An 18,288-nucleotide genomic window follows, 5' to 3' on the forward strand; every position below is an offset into this window, starting at 1 on the left:
CCGACTTTGGTGAAGGTGCGCGGCGGCATCATGCCGCGCCGTGTCGTCCCTTCGAGCCCTATTCGACAAACAGGGCTGGATCGGCCAGTACGACGCTGGGCGGCACATCGCCAACCCGTGTCAGTGACATGGGAGTCCGGTAGACCGTTCCCTGGTTTCCGCATGCGTTGGTTAACTGGGTGAAGGTTGAAACGCCGCCCAGCGTGCCATCGGACTGCGGTTCCCACGACCAACTATCCGTGGCCGTCGCGCTTTGGTCTGTTCCGGGTTGGTTTATCCCATTGCATGGGCCAAACAGCAGCCGGGGTGCGTTCTGCCAACGGCCGTCGACAAAACGGAGCACTGCCGAATTCCTGCCGGTGGCCTCTTGGTGGTTCCGGTTGCCTAGCTCGGTCCCTGTGGCAACACATCCAGAGGGCGTACACAGTGAACGAAAGGCCCACCAAGCTATCGCCGAAGTGTCTCCCGTCGTGGGGGCGCCGTTGGCCGTCTGCTTGGCAAGGTTCTCATCGAGGCGATAGGCGCCATCCAACCTCGGACCCACGACGGCCGAGGCTGCCGTGTCGGCCGTCGTGGAAACGACGACTGACGTAGGATCGGCCACGCTGACACTCGGCGCCACGTCACCCGTCCGCGTCGCCAGCAACGGGGCTTGGAGCACCGTTCCCTGCGGGTCGCATTCATTCGTCATCGTGGTGTCGGTGAGAACACCGCCGAGCGTTCCGTCGGGTTGGGGCTCCAACGACCATGTAACCAATCGTGTGTCCGCGCCGGCAACGACGCTTTTCCCGTCGGCTCCCAAACACTTCGGATGTTGCACTTGTGCCCGCACGGGCTTCCGCTGCCAGCGGCCGTTGACAAAATGAAGCTCGGCTGTGTGACTCGGGTTGGACGCGACCCGATGGTTGTTGACGTCAAGCTCCGTCCCGGTAGCGGTGCAACCGGTAGGTCTGCATGATGACCGAAACGCCCACCAGACGATGTTGTCGCCTTTGGATTCTCGGTCGGGGTAGGGCGCGCCGTTCTCAGTCTGTTTTGCAAGGTCTGCCTGCACGAGATAGGTTCCGTCGAGCGGAGGAGCAGCTGGCAGGGCGTGCACTGGGACCGCGGCCGTGGTTGCCGCGACATGCCGCGACAGAACCGGCAGCGCGTGACCGCCCGCCACGAAAGTCGCCAAGCCCATCGCGCCGACGAGAACGCTAATAAGTAGCACCCGCAAGGGCATCGACAGTGGGCGGCGATTCGACTCGACTTCTGGCGCAGGGTCCTCAACCGACCATGCCAGTTCTGCAGCAACATCGGCGCCGCTCGCGCCTGGCACGACAGTGGTATTGGCGTCATCGGTGATCGCGATTTGGGTGTCGTCACCCTCGTCTATGGCCATCATGGCTCCCTCTCAATGGGGAAAGAGTAGGACTCGGCCTCGACAAGTCGCTCAGGTTTGGCGAGACCGAGTCCTGGGTCAGCGTTTTAGAGCAAGGCCAGATCGGCCCGCACTAAATCCTCAAAGCGCCGCTGCTCGTCTGCCACGCAGCAGAGCGCATCCACCCCGGCCTGTGTAGGCCGGGGTCCGCCGGTTGCCGAAAGCACCGCCCGAGCCACCCAGATGTCTGGGTGGTCGGCGCCCATCCGGTCGGCGAGAAAGCAGAGCGTGGCATGTAAAAGATGAGCATCGCTGGTCATTTCGATGCCCCGTCGACCTCGTGCAGCCGCTCGACATCTTCGACCGCAGCGGTCAGAGCGCACGCCAGCCGACGCGCCTCTTTGCTACTCAGCTCGGCGTCGCCAACGTCGACATAGATATACCGCTCGCAACTGCCGTCGCCCTGCTGTATGCCGTCGACACTGACCGTCAAGCGGTCAGAGCCCCACGAGCCGCCGACGAAGCGACGGGAGACATTCGGGGCGCCGTCCGGGCCGGTGGGACCTAGCTGCCACTCGTAAACACGCAGTGCGCCAGCGGGAATGGGGAAGGTATTGTTCGGCATGTCCAGCTCCTTCGCAGTTGGGCCACACCCCGGGACGGTTGCCGCCGTCGCCGGGGTCCCCGCACTATGCGGAGAGGGTTTTTAGCTGCAGAGAACTGCGAATCGGATAACACCGAGATAACACCAAACTTGCTTCGTAGGCCTAGATACCATAGTCTACCTGCGACAACAAGAGTGGTCCCGGCTGGGATCGAACCAGCGACCTTCCGCGTGTGAAGCGGACGCTCTCCCACTGAGCCACGGGACCGGCGCCGAGACGGCGAACGACGTCGAAGACTAGCACGCGCCGGACCCGACACTACCGCCCGCATCGTGGGACAGGTCGACGCGATAGCCTAGACACGGCTCGTACCAAGAAATTTGTATGTGCCCGCTCACGTGGACTATCGTCGTGCTTCGCACCGGGCGACGATGTCGTCCGAGGCGCGCGGATGTAGCGCAGTTGGTAGCGCATCACCTTGCCAAGGTGAGGGTCGCGGGTTCGAATCCCGTCATCCGCTCGAAGGTGCAAGTGGCGTGGACCCCAACGGTGGAGTGGCCGAGTGGTGAGGCAACGGCCTGCAAAGCCGTGCACACGGGTTCGATTCCCGTCTCCACCTCCAAGTTTTTGGTTTCCCGGCGCGATTAGCTCAGCGGGAGAGCGCTTCCCTGACACGGAAGAGGTCACTGGTTCAATCCCAGTATCGCGCACCACGTTTGACGTGCGGTTTCATCCGCAAAATCGGCCCGCGTGAACTCAATGTGAACTGCTCGGCGCAAACTTCATCCGAGAGAAGGTTCTGTCCCCATGCACACGCGCTCGACGGGCGCCGCGACCGCTGCCGCTCGCGAGGAAGCCGGCTGACAAGTTGCGTCTCCGGTCAACCGAGCCTTTCGCCTCATAGACGTACGTTGTGCGTTATGTCGGAGTGGGCAGGCGAGCCGATGGGGACGATGCGACAACGCTTCACTTCGCGGCCTTGGTCCTCGATCGCACCGTGACCGTCGACCGCCAGCTGGTCACGGCGGCGGGCCGGCGTTCGGCCCGCCGAGTCCGGTGGGCTGGTATTAACGCTGTTGGACAAGCCGATCACCCGGCAGACCTTCGGCCACAACTGGCGTCCCGCGGCTGCGAAGGCGGGGCTTCCGGCCGGGGGCCGGATTTCACTCGCTCCGCCGGTACCTTGCGTAGCGCGTGCGTAGCAGGTGGGAGCTATCTCGACTTCACCACGTTCAAACCCCGAACTTGAAAGGAAGTAGCTGTGGCCAATGCCGCGCCTCGCCTGACTGTGGCCCAGTTCGACCTCTTGCGGTGGGTATCGGGCGGATGTAAGGACGGTGTGTACGAGGGCACTTCATATCGTGTGTCGGCGCGGAGTCTGCATAATCGCGGCCTGGTGCGCGTGACGGGCAAGAGCGCGACGTGGAATGCGAGCATCACCCCGGAGGGCAGCCGGATGCTCGAGGCCGAGGCGCGGCGGGTCGAGGTTGAGCGGGACCGGGCTCGTCGTGAAGCGGAAACCAAGGCGCAGAAGGAACGTGAGCAGGCGCAACTTCGCGAGCGGGCGGTTGAGCTGCTGGGCAGGGTAATTGCGGCAGGCGGACGGCTCGACGTCGGAACGGGGGTTACTGCTGATGAGGTCGTGAAGCTGTGTAACAACCTCCGGTTGTCAGGTGCGCTCCCTGTTGGCCAACGCCTGGCACACGAGCCGACGCGCATGGACCCTGTCTTCGGTGTCACGATCTACCTGGAGCCGGACTTCGCGGTCCTAACTTCACTGCGCACTTTCGCTGTCCCCGGACAGCTCCGCAACCCGCACCCGGCGGTTGCGGCATTTCGAGACAAGAAGGCGCTTGTCTCAAAGGCCGAGGTCGGGCGCGCCGCCCGGTTTTTGCAGGCGCTGGTTACGGCCTCGATAACAGTTGGGTGGAAGGTAACCGGCCGACCACGCAACGAAGGATACGGACGAAACCTGCCCGATCCCGATCTGATCGTGCGGCTTCCGTCGCAAGAGTTAATCGTCTCGATCCGGGAGCTAGACGAGCGTGGAAGACGCGTGACAGCCTTCGTCACGGAGACGGACTATTACACACGTACAACTCGGACCATCGCTAATAGGCACTTCGAGCCGTCAGCCAAGCTGGAAGTGAGATTGTCAAAAAAGTGGGACGACCAGACGGTCCTGTCGATACGCGACGAGCCTGGTTCGCCGATAGAGGACCAGTTGCCGACGTTGATCCGCGCACTCGAAATTGCCGAGGCGGAATCGGAGTGGTCTCGCAAGGAGGAGCAGCGCCGCCACGCGATCCGCGAGGTCCGCTGGGAGGAAGCCAAGAAGGAAGCCTTCGTCAAAGTCGCGTACGACCGCAACGCCGCTCAACTGGGTGAGCAGCTTGACCGTCGCCAAGCTGCGGCGGCAATGCGAATGTATGCCGACGACATCGAGTCGCGAACGGAAGAAGTCGACGATCCAGCACGAACGGAAGCCACCGAATGGGCGGCGTGGATTCGACAGCATGCCGACCACCTCGATCCGCTAAGCGAGCCGCTCCGCCTCCTCCGTGTCACTTCCGCCAGCCGTGATGAACTTGGGCCCCACATGAATGGCTGGAGCACGCACGGGCCGTATCGGCGGTAGACGCGGAGTGGGTTGGTTGGATCATCCCGCGTTTGTAGCGGACCTACCTACTTCATTGGACGTCGTTGATATCTGCTCAATCCCACTATCGTGCAACATGTTTGAACTGTAGAGATGATCATGTAAATGGCTTGCGTGAACTCAATGTGGACTCCGCGGTAGAAGCCCCCGGGGCTCCACATAGTGATGATCGCCGACGCAACGCGGGTTGTCTTCGCCGACCTCTGCGACATGCTTGGGCTCTTCGCAGCCCCGGCACAGGTCGCCGAAAGGCTAGACAATGGGTACACCAGAGTATTCATCGCCGACAGTCTTCGAGCGGCACCCAACATACGACCATCTGTCAACGAGTCGGGCATATTTACAGCGGTGGTTCGCTCCGGCAAGCCCGCGGCGGTCACGTTTGGGGTTGCCGCGAGTCTCCGTCCGTCTGCCCGACGGTATTCACGCTGCCCTTGATCGAGCCGCGCGGCGTATGCGGGGAAACCTGACATATATGCGACTTCGAGCATATGCGTTGACTGCGGACGGCCTTGCGTAATAATTGCTGGCCGTCAGGACTGTGCGTGGGGGCTAATACAGCATTCGCGCAGGTGCTGGTGGGGAGGACGGAGACTGGGGTGGAATATTGATGGATCGCATCCGCGACCAGGTGCGTCGGCTTTGTGGCGCAGGATATTTCGTGTTTCAGTTGCAAGTGCAGCCGGCCTGATCGGGATGCACGGGCCGGGCGCTTTGACCCGATACGAGATCCCATGACCTATGGCGCTTCGGCCACCCAGTGCCATCAGCGATCAGGGCTTGAAACGATAAGAGGCCACCGTGCGCCTTTTGCCTCACGAGGCGTGGGCTACGTATGCCGTTCTCTCCCAACCGATCTAGCGAAATTTGCTCGGGTCGCAGTTCGCGCTCAAGGTGCACTCCGGCGATGAGCCACCCGCTCAACGATCGAATCGAATGTCACTGGCGTAAGCCCTTCGCGGTACAACGAAACCTCGGCGGCGAGCCAGTTAGCTCGAAAGCCGATCAGCTGTCCCAGTTTGTACAGGCGCCATTCAATTTCGTCGGCCTCGACTCCGTACCGATTCGACCATCCATGTACATCACGGCAGTACTTTGCGTACGCATTCCATGGTCGTCGCCCGCCTGGAACATAGGACTCACCGGTGATCGCGAGGAGGGCGGACGCGACGCGGTCGTCAAAAATGAGGCAGCGGGCATCCCGTGACAAGCGACTGCCTGTGAAGTAGAGAAATTTGCTGAAGAATGCGTAGTTGAACCGGCTGATTCGGTTGTCGATGAACGCCCGATACCCGGCCTCAATGTCACCGAGGTAACTTGATTCAGCCGCCCGCCGCAGCGCCGCCAGGAGATGCGCCGGGCCCTCGTCAATCACTTTTTGAACGATCTGGGACGCATTGCGAAAATTACCTACCACTCCCCATGCGAGGATGTGCCAGAAGAGGTCGATGAAGTCTTCGTCATCACCGGATTCACGCGCCTTAGCTGCCCGCGCGAACAGGTCTTCACGCCCCATCGGGTCTGGACTTACCCGGATCCCCCGTCTCGCCCACCAGCCGATGTTTATCGGTCCGGGCTCAAAGGCGCTACCTCCCGCTACTGGCGAAACCTCGCAGCGAAGCAGGTCGCCGATCCCGTCTTCAGATTCAACCCACACCAGGACCCCCTTCCGGTGTCACACGCTTCTGCGAGCGTAGGCATCCTGACCGACAGCCAGTGGCGTTATCAAGACGCTCGCCCCACGCCATAGACCGCACTTAGACATCGTCGCAAGTCCGGCTCAGCACCGGAGGCTCGCACCGTGAGTGCGTTGTCCATCGCAAATTCGTTTGCCTTCAACTGCGCGATGGAGGCCTCAGGTCGAGTTGTGCCACGTGACTTTCAATAACACCGCGCTGCCGCAGGAGCTCCATCATGTCCTCCTGCCGTGGTTGACCGAGCATCATCCGATAGAGAGTGAGTGAATCCCGGAGCCGCTCGTACTGGGCGTCTTCACGGCTGAGGGGAAAGTGGACGATGAGCCGCTCGACTCGAGCGTCGCCCGGATAGATCCACCACGGTGAGAACTCACCGAGTTCTGGATGGTCAATGGCAGCATCAAAGGCGTTCTGCCACGGGTGTTTCCCAGGTCGTGTCGCCGCAAGTGCACTCCGACCATGCGCTGACGCGACGTTCTTGCGAACCGCGTGACCGCCGAAGCGATTGACGCGGCCCTCGCGCTGTTCGAAGTCCACAGGATTCGACGGAAGGTTCCAATGCACGACGGAGTGGCTCCACCAATGGAAGTCGATGCCCTCCTGCCCAACGCTCGTCGACGCAAGGACAAAGGGCCAGAACGGGCTGTTAAAGGCATTGCGGACTTCCGGTGCCCGCACACTCTCGGCGTCTCCGACGGCACCGCCATATCTCAGCGCAAAACGGACCGTGATCGGGATCTTCGCAAATTGCTCTTCCGTGGCCCGCGCGGTGTACCGCGAAGTGCGTAGCGTCAGGGCCTCGATGGCGCGATCTGCGATCTGAGCAAGTGCAGCAGCGTCGATACCGGACCCGGCAAACTCGAGCTTGAGTTGGAAGCAGTATTCGTCAAGTACTGACTGCAAGTTGCCATCCGCGCAGTACTGCAGCACTGACCGCCAGTAGGGCTGCTCCTTTCCGTAGATCTGATCGAGGAGGAACATGACGTCCATGCGGTTGAAGAGCGTTCGGATGCCGTTGGCTAGCCGGGCTGCGCTGCGCCACAGCACTATTCGAAGGTCATCGTCGATCTCATCGCAAATTCGGAGAAGCGCTCGATAAGCGATGTTCCCCGGGCTGTGAAGCGCTAGTAGCCCTAGGTCTTCATGCCAGTGCGGTGACGGTGGCTGCTCGAGTGCCGCTTTGGCGTGCTCCCGCAACGCCCCGCCGGAGTCGGCGATTTCCGAATCCTTGGTCGCACCTCCGTGCCCCGCAAGCCAGTACGCGGCGGCATCAGAACGCCGCTGAGGGCCGACTGGCCAGCTGCCCGGCCAGGCGAAGTACGCAACCCAAGCGGCGTCCGATCGATCATCATCCGGCGGCACGACGGCGGACCGGATGCGGTCGTTGACCCGTGTCCTCACAACGTCGGCCTCCAACAACTGCGGACCGTCATGCAAAACAGTGAGCGGGTCACCAATTTCGGCCAATGTCGGATGTGGCCAGAACAACGCAAGAGTGGACATGGCTGCCGCCTTGCCGTCTCGGAGCACGTAGTCGAACCGTGATGATACTGCTCTCCGAGCATCGGCAGTGTTTTCCGTCAGGCCCGACTCTGCGACCATCCGACGCTCCGCCTCGTAGCTCAGCAGGCTCGCCACGGAGGTTGGAACACTCGACCAGGCTGAGAAGATGAGCCGCTTCGTCATAGAACCGTTCGAGAACTCCGAGAACACACCGGCCGGGTTCAAGTAGGGCATCGACGGCGGTACCCACAGAAGTTTCCACCAGTCATTCTCGACCGTCTCGGCCGCCAATTCACGCAGCCGCGCGTTGGCGTAATCGAGTTCCTGATAACTCCTGACAGCCTGCGGATCGATGGATCGAAGTCGGCCGATCGTTGAGGCCAACTCTGTTGTCGCCGAACCGGTCTCGAATTGCATTCGGGCACGCTCGCCTGGTCGGTAGCCCTCCATGAAGCTGGCGAAGTACGGAATGGACTTCCAGTAGTCCAGGCTCACGGGCGAGTCGATCTCCCGCGCAAAGCTCTGAAGCGACGCATACTCGCGCAAATCGTCGGGCGTTGGAACACTGCTGACGATGCGGCGGACGTGCAAATCCCGGCCCTCTTCGAGGGGCGGCCGCTCGGATCGACTCATGAACGGTAGCAACGCGTCACGAAGTTCGAGAGCTTCGGTTACCGCGTCGGAACCTTCGATGATCGCCTGCCGGTAGTTGCGGAACCCCGCGCGGATTCGATTCAACGCAGTGCTATCGCCGTCGGCCAGGAACTCAAGAGTCGTCATAAAATCCCGGTAGTGGTCGTCATCGCTGTCATCAGCCACCGTGGTGTAGGGCTTGTAGGGCGTCGCCGATAGCAACAGCACCTTCGCATCGCGATGATTGAAGAGATGGTGGGCTAGTTCGCTCGCGGCGCTGCCGCTGTTCGGATCGATCAGATGCCTGAACCTCTGGAACTCGTCGAGGATCACCAGGTCAGGCTCGAGCGACTCGACGCTCGCCTGCGCAAGTGCTCCACGTAGGCCTGATATGAGGTGGTTCACCTCACGCCGCAGGTCAGGCGGCAGAGCAGAAAGCCCACGCAGCCGATCGCGGGTGAGGTAGAAATGCTCACGCAAGCCGCTATTTTGGATGAGTTCGGTGAATTCGCGCTGGATGACTTCGTCTAGCCCGGTGGCCCCCAGCTTCGCCCTCATCCCCGCGATGCCGGCCTCGAAGCGATCCACCGAGGCGACTCCACCCTGAAAGAACAATGCCGACGCCCGCTCCAACTCGGGATCCGAGCTTGTCGCACCATTCAGCATGATGTGCAGCAGCTGTCGCTCCGGCGCCGAACCTGTCTGCCATCCCATCTCGAACGAGGTTCCGGGGGTGAAGGATACGAGGTTGACCTTCTTGCCTGACAGTGTCGAATCGGACGCAAGCCGCGTGGTCTCGAGTGCAAGCATTGTGAGCCTGCTTGTGATGCCGATCAGCGGGTCACCTGTCACGTTGAGGCGGCGGAGGTTCTGCTTGGCAAGGTCGGTGCTTGAGCAGATGTAGACCACATCGATTCGGTCGATGTGCGCCGCGTTCTGCAGTTGAGCGATGGTAGATGCGATGACGCCGCGCGCGACGACGCTTTTCCCCAGACCTGTTTCGTCGGCTACCAGGAATCGTCCGCTCGAATTTGGTGCTCGGTAAAGCCTGTCAACGATGTGCTCGACGGCATCGCGCTGGAATCCCTTGAGCCCCGAGAGAATGCGGTCGGCGTCGGGCACATTCATCGAACACCTGCTTTTAACCTGGTGGAGTACGCGGCCCAGACTGATTCCCACAACTCATTGAACCCGTCGGGTAGCACCGACGGCGCACCCTCGGGGCGGCGGCCGTCTGCAGCCCTCACGTGTTCGATGATGCGTCGCACATCGGCGAGACCACCGTGTTCGACGCCGATAGCTCTTACGAGAGTTTCGAAGAGGCCGCTACCGTCGTCGGCCCAGCCAGCAGGCAACGCGCCGGACGGGTCGAAATGGAACACACCGTCTCCGTCATCGAACGCGAGGAGCAGAGCAAGCAGTCGCATGAATGCAGAGCGGTCGGCGAGCTGTCGGGCGATTACAGCGTCTTGCCGGCCCGGAATGTCGCCTTCCAGAGCCGCTGTGACGACCGTCGACCGAGTGACGCCCCGTCCGTCTGCGATCCTTAAGACGATGAACGGCGTGATATCAGTGAGTGCCAATCGCTCGAAGACCACGGGCTCACCCGGCACTGCGCTGGCCTTGGCGGGACGCGTCAGCAGTGTCACCCGCGCGTTTAACTCTGCCGGAATGTTGGTGGATCCATCTGCGGAAAGCACGATGTGGTAGACGGTTTCACGCTCATCAGCGTCGCCGTCGGGGGTATTGGGATGCTCCTCCCCCGAAACGACGCGGGCAAAATATCGGCGCGCGGCGAGCGACCGTAGTGCCTGCTCGAGCGCGTGATCAGCCACCTCATCCGGCGGAATCTCGGCGTCACCTTGGGGTTCGAACGTGATTGTCATCGCACGCAAACGTGATTCCTCCCCGAGTAGTGCAACGACACCCAGCTTCGGCTGCGGGCCTTCAAACTCCACCAGCATCTCGACGTTGCCTGCGAACGCCGCTTCGGTCGCATTCGCCGATCCTACGAATAGGTGCGATCCGCTACGCCGGTCAAGGACATACGCTTTCGCATGCAACCCCGCCATGGGGTTCGCCTGCGGAGACGCGGCCGCCGTATTCCCCGACTCCTTGTCCTGTGAATCCCCTTCTGGCGCGGCATCGTCGTCATTGGCTGCATCGTCGAGAATCAGCGCGTCGATGCGCCCGAGTGTTCGGCTATCGAGCCGTTCGAGTTGCTCCCGACGCGCGAGTACGACGATCGATTCCGACCGTGGCGGAATGATCCGGCGAATTCCCTCGTCACTCAGGAAGGGCGAGATGATCCCATGACGCACGCCGTCGAAGAGCGCGTGTAGCGGTTCCGGCGTTACGCCGCGAATTCCATAGGGATGGAATCGTACTGTTCGCACGTCACTCGGACGTTCCCACTCGATCCTGGCTACGGTGTTCGCAAGCTCCCTGATTCGCGCTTCACGGAGACCCGGCAGCGGCATCACGGCCAGCGCGGGCAGCGCCCGGACGAACTCGGCCAGCGGCGCGCTCTGTTCCGTAGCGTCGTCGGTGGCAACGCCGTCGAGCCGCACAACGAGGTCCCAGCTGCGGTCATTGGTCAAATTGCGGCTGGCGCACAGCAGCCGGTAGCTTCGGGCATCGCCGTCGGCATACTCAAGCACCCAGACCTTCGGGTGGAACAGCATGCCCGGACGGCTTGCGCTAGCAGGATGGATCATTGGTTCGAGCAAGGCGAACAAGTCGGAGGAGACGCGCGGCTCGAACACTTGACCGGCCTGAGCGAAGACGTCAATCTTGTCGGCGGCCCGTCGCACGGCATCCAGGATCGCGATCGGATCCCGGCTCTCCCGCACGCGGTGTGCGGCGAAAGCGAGCGGCACCGATAGCGCCGTGGTCAAGTCGAGCGTGAAGGTCGTTGCCACCGCGTGCGCGAGTTGGAACCCGCTCGGGGGCCGGAGTTGCTCGGTCAGTGCCGCCCGACCGTCTGGCTCAAGCATCCGCACGCTCCAAGCCATCGTGGATGTCGTGGAGCACCGGGCGCATCTGAGTCCACCGGTATACGAGTGCACGACTGCCCGATGCACCGAGCCACGCCTGTAGAAGCCGCTTGTTCGTCAGTCTGGCTTGCGTTCGCTTGTGCTCGCGCTCGCGTCGAATGATGAACGTTCTCAACGATTCGTTGTTGGCCAGGTCGGAGAGGCTCACGGTGTTGAGTAGATCCAGCCAATCGTCGATGAAGCGACGTGACCGAGGGTTGACGTTGGGGTTTCGCTCGAGCACGCGACACCAGAAGGCAGCACGATCCCACGTAGAGATGTCGCGCTCCAGATTGGGCTGCTCAGCCCAGCGATCGAGCCGTCCGCGGTATTCGTCGACCGGAGACTCCACACGGTCGAAGCCTTCGCGCTCGTAGGCTTCCGCCAGTAGCAAGTTGTACATCAGGGCGGCACTGTTCATGAGGATGGAGAACCGTCGCGCATCGTCGAGCACGCTGGCCCGTTCCCCTTCGGCCGACTTGAGTACTGAGTCTTCCCATGGGACATCACTGTTGGCGTCCGGGCGATGCTCGAGCGCGAACTCGAGCAGGGTGTCAGGAGAGCTTGCGAGCATTCGGTCGCGAAGCCAAGCGGCTTCACTGAAGGACATCGCGAACCCTGTTGGTACCTCGGTCGGGAATCCATCGGGGACCGAGGGCAACGTGGGATGAAACCCACCGCCGTGCCAGGCCGCCACGTCATCCTGGTACTCAACGGCTACCGGGCGACGAGAATGCACGCGGTCCACCTCGGCAGCGATCGCGTCATCCCTGCTCATTGTGGGGTCGTTGAGGATGCCATGCGTGCGCATCCCGCCCCAATACAGTGCGGACGGCAGGTTCTTCACCGCCATTCCAACGTTGCCGCCAATCACGCCTTCCGTCTCGTTGGCTGCCCTGAGCGCAGCGATCAATTGGCGTTCGTTCCTGTCAGCGAGCGCCGCAGCCCTGTCGATGTCGTTCCGTGCTTCTGCCGCGGCGCGGAAGCACCATGGGATGAACAGGAAGTACCGAGCCCGAGTGAACAGGGTTGAGGTGCCGGGCCACAGCGCGTCGCTCAGCGCGTCGCGAACCTGGCCGATGCCGAGTTCGTCACGGCTCTCACGCTCGCTGAATAGGTTGACGATCTCCCGCATGCGCCGCTGATCTTCGCTCGATGCGTCGAGCCACGCGATCAGAGCAGTCATACGCGTCCCCTGCTAGTCGACGCTAGGGATCGCATTTTGGCCCTTCCCACCAAGCCATCGAGTGTCGCGGGCGGCTCATGTTGGCATAGCTGTGGATGACTCCCGACTCGCATCGGAAACTAACGCAGCCGCGGCCGCCAGCACGGACCGGGCATTCTCGGTGAGACGGACGAGGCCCAGCCGGTCCAATACCGCGCGGAATAGCTCCTCCTCCGACTGCAGATCGGGGTCTAACGAGAGATCCGTTAGGTGATGCACAAGTTCAGCGGGGGGTATCAAATCGAGGCTCCTCGGACCCAACTCGCGGGGAACGACCTCGGGCTGGCTAGGTAGGCGGAACGTCCGCGGCTTCAGGCCCGCATCGTGCAGTGGATTGTCCGACACGATGTAGCCGTGATGCTCGGCAATTGAGATGGCGCGGTTGAGGAGCCGAGCGATCTCTCTACCAACTCGTTGACCGCCGTAAGCATCTCGATAGGCGTTGTGAATTCGGTGCCCCAACACTGGTCCCTCTGCGGCCACGATTCGGACGATGTGCTCCTCCATGTCGCTCAGTGACGACTGGTTCACCGGGGGGAGCTTCTCGCCAAACGCCACGTAGGGACGGAGGGTTGCTCCGTGGAGACGGGCATCGTGATCGCAACTCACGGGATCGCCAATGTCGAACTGGCTCTCAGCAATTGGAGCTAGTGATTCGGTCGGATGTTGTAGACCAGTCCTCGCCTCATTACCTTCCAGACCAACCTCAGACATTTCGAGCTCGACAACTGACTCGCCGGCGCGATGTCGCCCGCCAGTCGACGGGCGAGACTCCGGGTCGGAATCAGTGGAACTTGTGTTATCTACATCCGCCGAATCTGTTGCAGCACTTTGCACATCCTGGTCTATAAGCGAATTCAGCTCACCGAGGACGCCGCCTTCGGCGGGAACGTCTGCGAGCGCTTCGTCGATCGGAAGGTCGTCGATCGCCTCGGCGAGTGCGTCCGATACGTCGTTGTCGAAACTGGGATCGATCCAGTCTGCAGTTCGGATATCGAGTTCGTCAAGCGTGTCCCATAGCTTCCGAAGCGACGCCCCCATCTCCGCATAGAAGACTGACTCTCGAATGCGGAAGAACTCCCAACCGCACCGTTCGAGTTCACGCTGCCGCGCGAGGTCGGACTCATATGCGTCCGGTCCGTGCCAGAAGTCACCGTCGCATTCGACGGCCAGTTTCCCCTTGGCGCCGATGATGACGAGGTCGATGTTGTAGCCAAGCGAATGGTACTGAGGTTCGACTGTATAGCCACGGTCAACGATGCGGTTGTACACCCGCTGTTCGAAGAGCGACTCGAAAGGAGCCACGAGCACGTTTTCGGGCACCACACCTACCGCTGCGCCATCGCGGTCGCCTCGCGCCCTATTGGCCACGCCATAGCAGTAATCGAGAAGCTGGTACCGCATGTCTTCGGTATTGGTCAGGGCCTCCCGGGCCATCGAGTGGTACACCCACATCTGGTCCTTTGCACGCGACGCTGCGACGTTGAAGCGTTGGACGTATTGGGTAGCAGTGAGCGCCAACATTCTCCGCGTTTCGGAGGGGGCCTTGACCATCGAGAGAAACATGATGTCGCGTTCGGAGCCTTGGAAGTCCGAGGCATCACCGCACCGTAGTTCGCGGGCTGTCCACTCTTCCGGTGACACAGCATCGAGGAGCTTGTGCTCGACTAGCCGTGCCTGTTCTTTCCCCAGCAGCGAAATAACACCAATTGTCTTGCCGTCGTACTGCGGCTCTGCCAAGCATTTCCTGATCTGATCGACGATGGCGTCAGCCTCGACAGGGTTCGTCTTGTTGTCGGCTTCGTACCCGTCCGCGAGATGGACGACTCGAATGGGATCCAATCGTTCAGCCCCGAACTGACGAACGGGAACCAGGCGGATGCCTTCGGGTTCGTAGGCAATTCGGTTGGAGAACCCGATGATCTCGGGGACGCACCGCCGGTGTTCGATGAGCGTGATCCTGCCGCCGAATCTCATTGAGGCCTCGTCGAAGTAGCTCCGCTTCGGATCCAGCCACGATGCCCGGTACGGGTCGGTCGCGAGGTACTGGTTGGCGAGATCGCGAAGCTGCTGCTGATCGACGCCCACTGCCGATGGCGACACCTGCTTGTCGTCTCCGATCACGACGATCTTCGGCGCCAGATACTGAAGGAACGAGGCTTCTAGACCGGCCTGTGACGCCTCATCGACGATGACGACGTCGTAGAGATTGGGCTGGACTCGAACCTGCTCTGCGATGCGGTAGATGGGCATGATCCACACGGGAACAGAAGGGCGGCAACGATCCATCGCCTCGGTGATCTCCGCGCGCTTCTTCGCTGCGTACTTGCCGGTCCCCTTGCCGAGGGAGGCAACAAGTTGGGCGTACTGAGTGAGATTTGCACGCGCACTGCCGGTCAGCCGGCCTGGTGCGACAGCGTGCGCCCACGCCCGTTCGGCAGCAAGGCGCTCCACCTCGTTCCGGATCTGGCGATCAATGTCGGTGAGCTTGACCTTCAAGGCGTTGACGTCCTCGTCATCCTGCGCAAGTATCCAGCGCCCCGTCATCTCCCAACGCCACGCTTCTTCGTAGTGGGCGAGATGTTCGTCCCACTCCGATGCCCCCGGGTCGGCTACGATCGCGGCTGCAAGTCTTGGAGCAGATTCCTTCAATGCCGTGTGAATGCGGTTTCGCTCTGAAACCGCTTCCGCCACTTGATGCAAAAGCTCAAGCCGAGCCCGGGCTACGTTGTATCCTTCGAGGTCTCGCTCGCCGATGGCGCTTACGATTTCAGCGGTGATGGGGACGAGGTTGGGCCGCGGTCGGCCTTCACTGACCTGGCGGACCAGTTGGTCGATTGGATGTGATGCCGCGGCGGCTTCGTCAGTAGCCGTCGCCGCTTCGACCAGGGTGGCATAGCGACGAATCTCGTCTAGGTCGTTCCAATTCGGAACGGGTAACGAGTGCTGTTGGAACCACGCTCGGTCGATGTCGAGTTGCTGGCCCAGTGCCAGCACCTTATTCAGTTGATCGATCTCGGTGCGATGCCACTGAACCTGTTCTCCGAACGTGTCCTCGGCGGGAATCTCCACCGATACGGGCCATGCTTGGTCCATCGCGGAGATGGTGCGACTCGCCTCGACCCAATTGATCACAGCGGCAAGTTGTTCCACGGTGGCGGCAGGCACACCGTTTACCTTCACATCCTTGAAGAAGCCTTCGGCTTGCTTGACAGTCTTCGAGGTGAATGCACCCAGCTTCGGTGTTCCGTCTGCCTGAACCTTGATCTTCCCGCCTGCCTCGACGTGAGCAAGAAGGCTTCTCGCTACGTGCTGGTGCACGCTGATGTCGCCAGAGATCGTGACCGTGGTCGTCGGTCCAAGGCGATCGATGATGGCGGCTGCGTTGGCCGCCAAGGTATTCACCTGTTGCGACCGCGTGATCCAGGTCTGCTGCCTTCCACTTCGGACGTCGCGCAGGGCTTCGTTCATCCACGTCTCATGGCGCTGCTCGAGTGCAGTGGCTCGCTCCGCGAGATCGGACACTCGTTCCCGCAGCTGGTCTCGCAATGCAGGATCGAGAGACCTGACAAAATCAAATGACTCATGGGTGAGGAGCGCGCCATATTGCTCCTTGGCCGCGTTCGCCTGACGTTCCTGGAGCACCATCGTCGTGAACGAGTCCGACGTCGGCACGAGAACCAAGTCGGGTAGACGATCCGCCGCTTCCACCTCATGGGTGATTACGTCCTGATCGACCAGGATCTGCCGCCAATGACGGATCTCGGCGTTCGACACAGTCACGCCGCGCCCATCCGGGTCGATGTCGAAGTCCCCAATCCAATCGAATCGGGGCTCGTCTTGCAGGTGGCGGTACGCGATTGCTGCGAGCGTTCCCGCTTCTGGTCCATCCGTGCGGGTTTCGACTTCCAGCTGGCGCACCGCCAATAGCCGGGAATGGGTTTCGCCTCGTCGTCGGCGAAGCGCGTCGAGTCTCGCGAAGTGTTGGTCGACAACCTTCTGAGATTCGTCGGGCTCGAACTCGTCAGCTCGACGAGAGATATTCTCCACGGCCGTTCGCAAGTCGGCCATATCGGATCGGGATTGGCCAATTACCGACACGGCGAGTGATTGGATCTCGCGGGGCAGCTTGGCACGGACCTCGCGGAGCGCCCGGTCGGTATGTGCGGTGATCAGTACCCGCTTGCCTTGCGCCAGGAGATGCGAAACGAGCGCCGCGGCGGTATGCGTCTTGCCGGTCCCAGGTGGGCCTTGCACCACGGTTTGCGCGGTCTTGTCGACCCGATCGATGATGCGACGCTGCGCCTCATTGACTGGTAGCGGCAGGAAGTCTTCCTGGTCGATCGTGACGACTGCGCCCGGCGTCGTGGTTTCAGACGACTCCGGTTGACGGTCTGGGTCGACAAGGGGCAGCACTCCGGTGGGAACGTCGTTGGTCGCGAGGATCTGCGCGACGATCTGCTCGTAGATCTGGACGAGCCCGCGATTAGTGCGCCGACGAAGGATCAGCGCTGGCGCGAATGCTCCCCGTGGTGCGACACCAGTTGGAGCCTGTAGGTCGTCGTCGTATACCGCGTCCGGGTCGAGCCGAAAGATGAGGCGCCGGCAGATGTCGCCGACGGCCGCCATATCAAGGACGTGTCCCGCATACTCACCGGCGACCTCCCTGATCTCGTCGATGGCGGCTGGGGACGAGACCAGGCTCGGGTCGAGCATGTCAAGTTCGATGACCACGGACTGGGGTGAGGGAACCTGGCGGACGCTGAGCCTTCCCGATGCTTCGTCGAACGTTATTGCAATCTGCGCGGTTGCAACGTGTCGCTGGACCTGTTCGTGGTCGTCCGGCCGCCATGCGAGGCACCCGACGCCGACGACAAGTTCGAACTCTTCGCTGTGGTCAGTCGACTTCAGATAAATCGCGAAAAGGTCCTTGTAGAGGTCTCGCGCCGCCGCATCCGCCCGCTCACGTTCCGCCCAAGCGCGCCAGACCGGCATCCACTCAGCAAACGCCTGCGCGACCTTCGGCACGTCCTCGAGGAGTACGCGACGCTGATCGCGTTCGTCGTCCGTCGACCCTGCGTCCGTGGACTCCCCGTCTTCATCTGTCACCGGCGATAGCCACTTCTCGGGCACATCCGTGAAGATTTGCTCGCGCAGTGATGGCTCCTGACCGACGTCGTGGAGCGGCCCGCTCACCCACTCGACCACCCACGCGGGTGGGCTTGGCGGGTCGATCCGAGGGACTCGGTCAACTTCCAACAATGGGTCTTCGGCTTCGAGGTCTGCACTAGCGTGACGGCTGCGGACTGCCAAATGATGTGGCAGGTTGCTGAACCAGACCGCTTCCTCGAAGGCGTCGACCGTTCGCACCGGCTTGACCAACAGCTGCTGCGTGCGCCCGAGGAAGGTGAAGAGGTTGACCGCCTTGCGGACCAAGACTCCCTCGTCGGACTGTTGGTCAGCCAACATCAACGCTCCCCCCTAGCTGAGTACGTTCACCCCATGCGACCCACGCGCGGCAACGGCCGGCGGCTACGACCGTCCCATTATGGAAGGGGGATCCGACAG

9 protein-coding genes and 4 tRNA genes are annotated in these 18,288 nt (G+C 61.8%); 4 read left to right on the forward strand and 9 right to left on the reverse strand.

Annotated elements, in window-relative coordinates:
* Positions 1-58: 58 nt before the first annotated feature.
* The 4 genes from DQP57_RS26600 to DQP57_RS12060 form a co-directional block, all read right to left on the reverse strand.
* Positions 59-1,384: a hypothetical protein gene (locus DQP57_RS26600; RefSeq protein ID WP_133259235.1), complete on the reverse strand. Its 1,326-nt coding sequence runs from the start codon at positions 1,382-1,384 to the stop codon at positions 59-61.
* Positions 1,385-1,470: 86 nt separating this feature from the next.
* The gene (locus tag DQP57_RS12055; protein WP_112633201.1) at positions 1,471-1,683 is read right to left on the reverse strand and encodes a hypothetical protein; all 213 of its coding nucleotides are present in this window, start codon (positions 1,681-1,683) and stop codon (positions 1,471-1,473) included.
* Positions 1,680-1,988 (reverse strand): hypothetical protein, encoded by a 309-nt coding sequence (locus DQP57_RS26605; RefSeq protein WP_133259236.1) that lies wholly within the window; start codon positions 1,986-1,988, stop codon positions 1,680-1,682. Before DQP57_RS26605 ends, DQP57_RS12055 begins: the two co-directional genes overlap by 4 nt.
* A 175-nt stretch (positions 1,989-2,163) precedes the next feature.
* A tRNA-Val gene (locus DQP57_RS12060) sits at positions 2,164-2,235 on the reverse strand.
* A gap of 180 nt (positions 2,236-2,415) precedes the next feature.
* Between DQP57_RS12060 and DQP57_RS12065 the strand changes: the two genes are divergently transcribed.
* From DQP57_RS12065 to DQP57_RS12080, 4 genes are all read left to right on the forward strand, one after another.
* A tRNA-Gly gene (locus tag DQP57_RS12065) sits at positions 2,416-2,488 on the forward strand.
* A 28-nt stretch (positions 2,489-2,516) separates the two neighbouring features.
* Positions 2,517-2,590, forward strand: a tRNA-Cys gene (locus tag DQP57_RS12070).
* Between the two features lie 16 nt (positions 2,591-2,606).
* Positions 2,607-2,681 (forward strand) — tRNA-Val (locus DQP57_RS12075).
* 548 nt (positions 2,682-3,229) lie between these two features.
* The gene (locus DQP57_RS12080) at positions 3,230-4,606 is read left to right on the forward strand and encodes a hypothetical protein (RefSeq protein WP_112633202.1); all 1,377 of its coding nucleotides are present in this window, start codon (positions 3,230-3,232) and stop codon (positions 4,604-4,606) included.
* Between the two features lie 910 nt (positions 4,607-5,516).
* Here the strand turns inward: DQP57_RS12080 and DQP57_RS12085 are convergent.
* The 5 genes from DQP57_RS12085 to DQP57_RS12105 all read right to left on the reverse strand — a co-directional run bounded on the left by DQP57_RS12085 (position 5,517) and on the right by DQP57_RS12105 (position 18,189).
* A complete protein-coding gene (locus DQP57_RS12085; RefSeq protein WP_112633203.1) occupies positions 5,517-6,143 on the reverse strand; it encodes a hypothetical protein in 627 nt (208 codons plus the stop codon).
* Positions 6,144-6,462: 319 nt separating this feature from the next.
* Positions 6,463-9,588, reverse strand: coding sequence for a helicase-related protein (locus DQP57_RS12090; RefSeq protein ID WP_112633204.1), 3,126 nt, complete (start codon positions 9,586-9,588; stop codon positions 6,463-6,465).
* Positions 9,585-11,456: a phospholipase D family protein gene (locus DQP57_RS12095; RefSeq protein ID WP_112633212.1), complete on the reverse strand. Its 1,872-nt coding sequence runs from the start codon at positions 11,454-11,456 to the stop codon at positions 9,585-9,587. Before DQP57_RS12095 ends, DQP57_RS12090 begins: the two co-directional genes overlap by 4 nt.
* Entirely contained in the window at positions 11,449-12,681 is a 1,233-nt protein-coding gene (locus tag DQP57_RS12100) for a DUF6361 family protein (RefSeq protein ID WP_112633205.1), read from the reverse strand. The genes DQP57_RS12095 and DQP57_RS12100 overlap by 8 nt, the downstream gene beginning before the upstream one ends.
* 75 nt (positions 12,682-12,756) lie before the next feature.
* Positions 12,757-18,189, reverse strand: coding sequence for an AAA domain-containing protein (locus tag DQP57_RS12105; protein WP_240631745.1), 5,433 nt, complete (start codon positions 18,187-18,189; stop codon positions 12,757-12,759).
* Positions 18,190-18,288: the final 99 nt, after the last annotated feature.

Source organism: Mycobacterium colombiense (assembly GCF_003284935.1).
Taxonomy (GTDB): domain Bacteria; phylum Actinomycetota; class Actinomycetes; order Mycobacteriales; family Mycobacteriaceae; genus Mycobacterium; species Mycobacterium arosiense_A.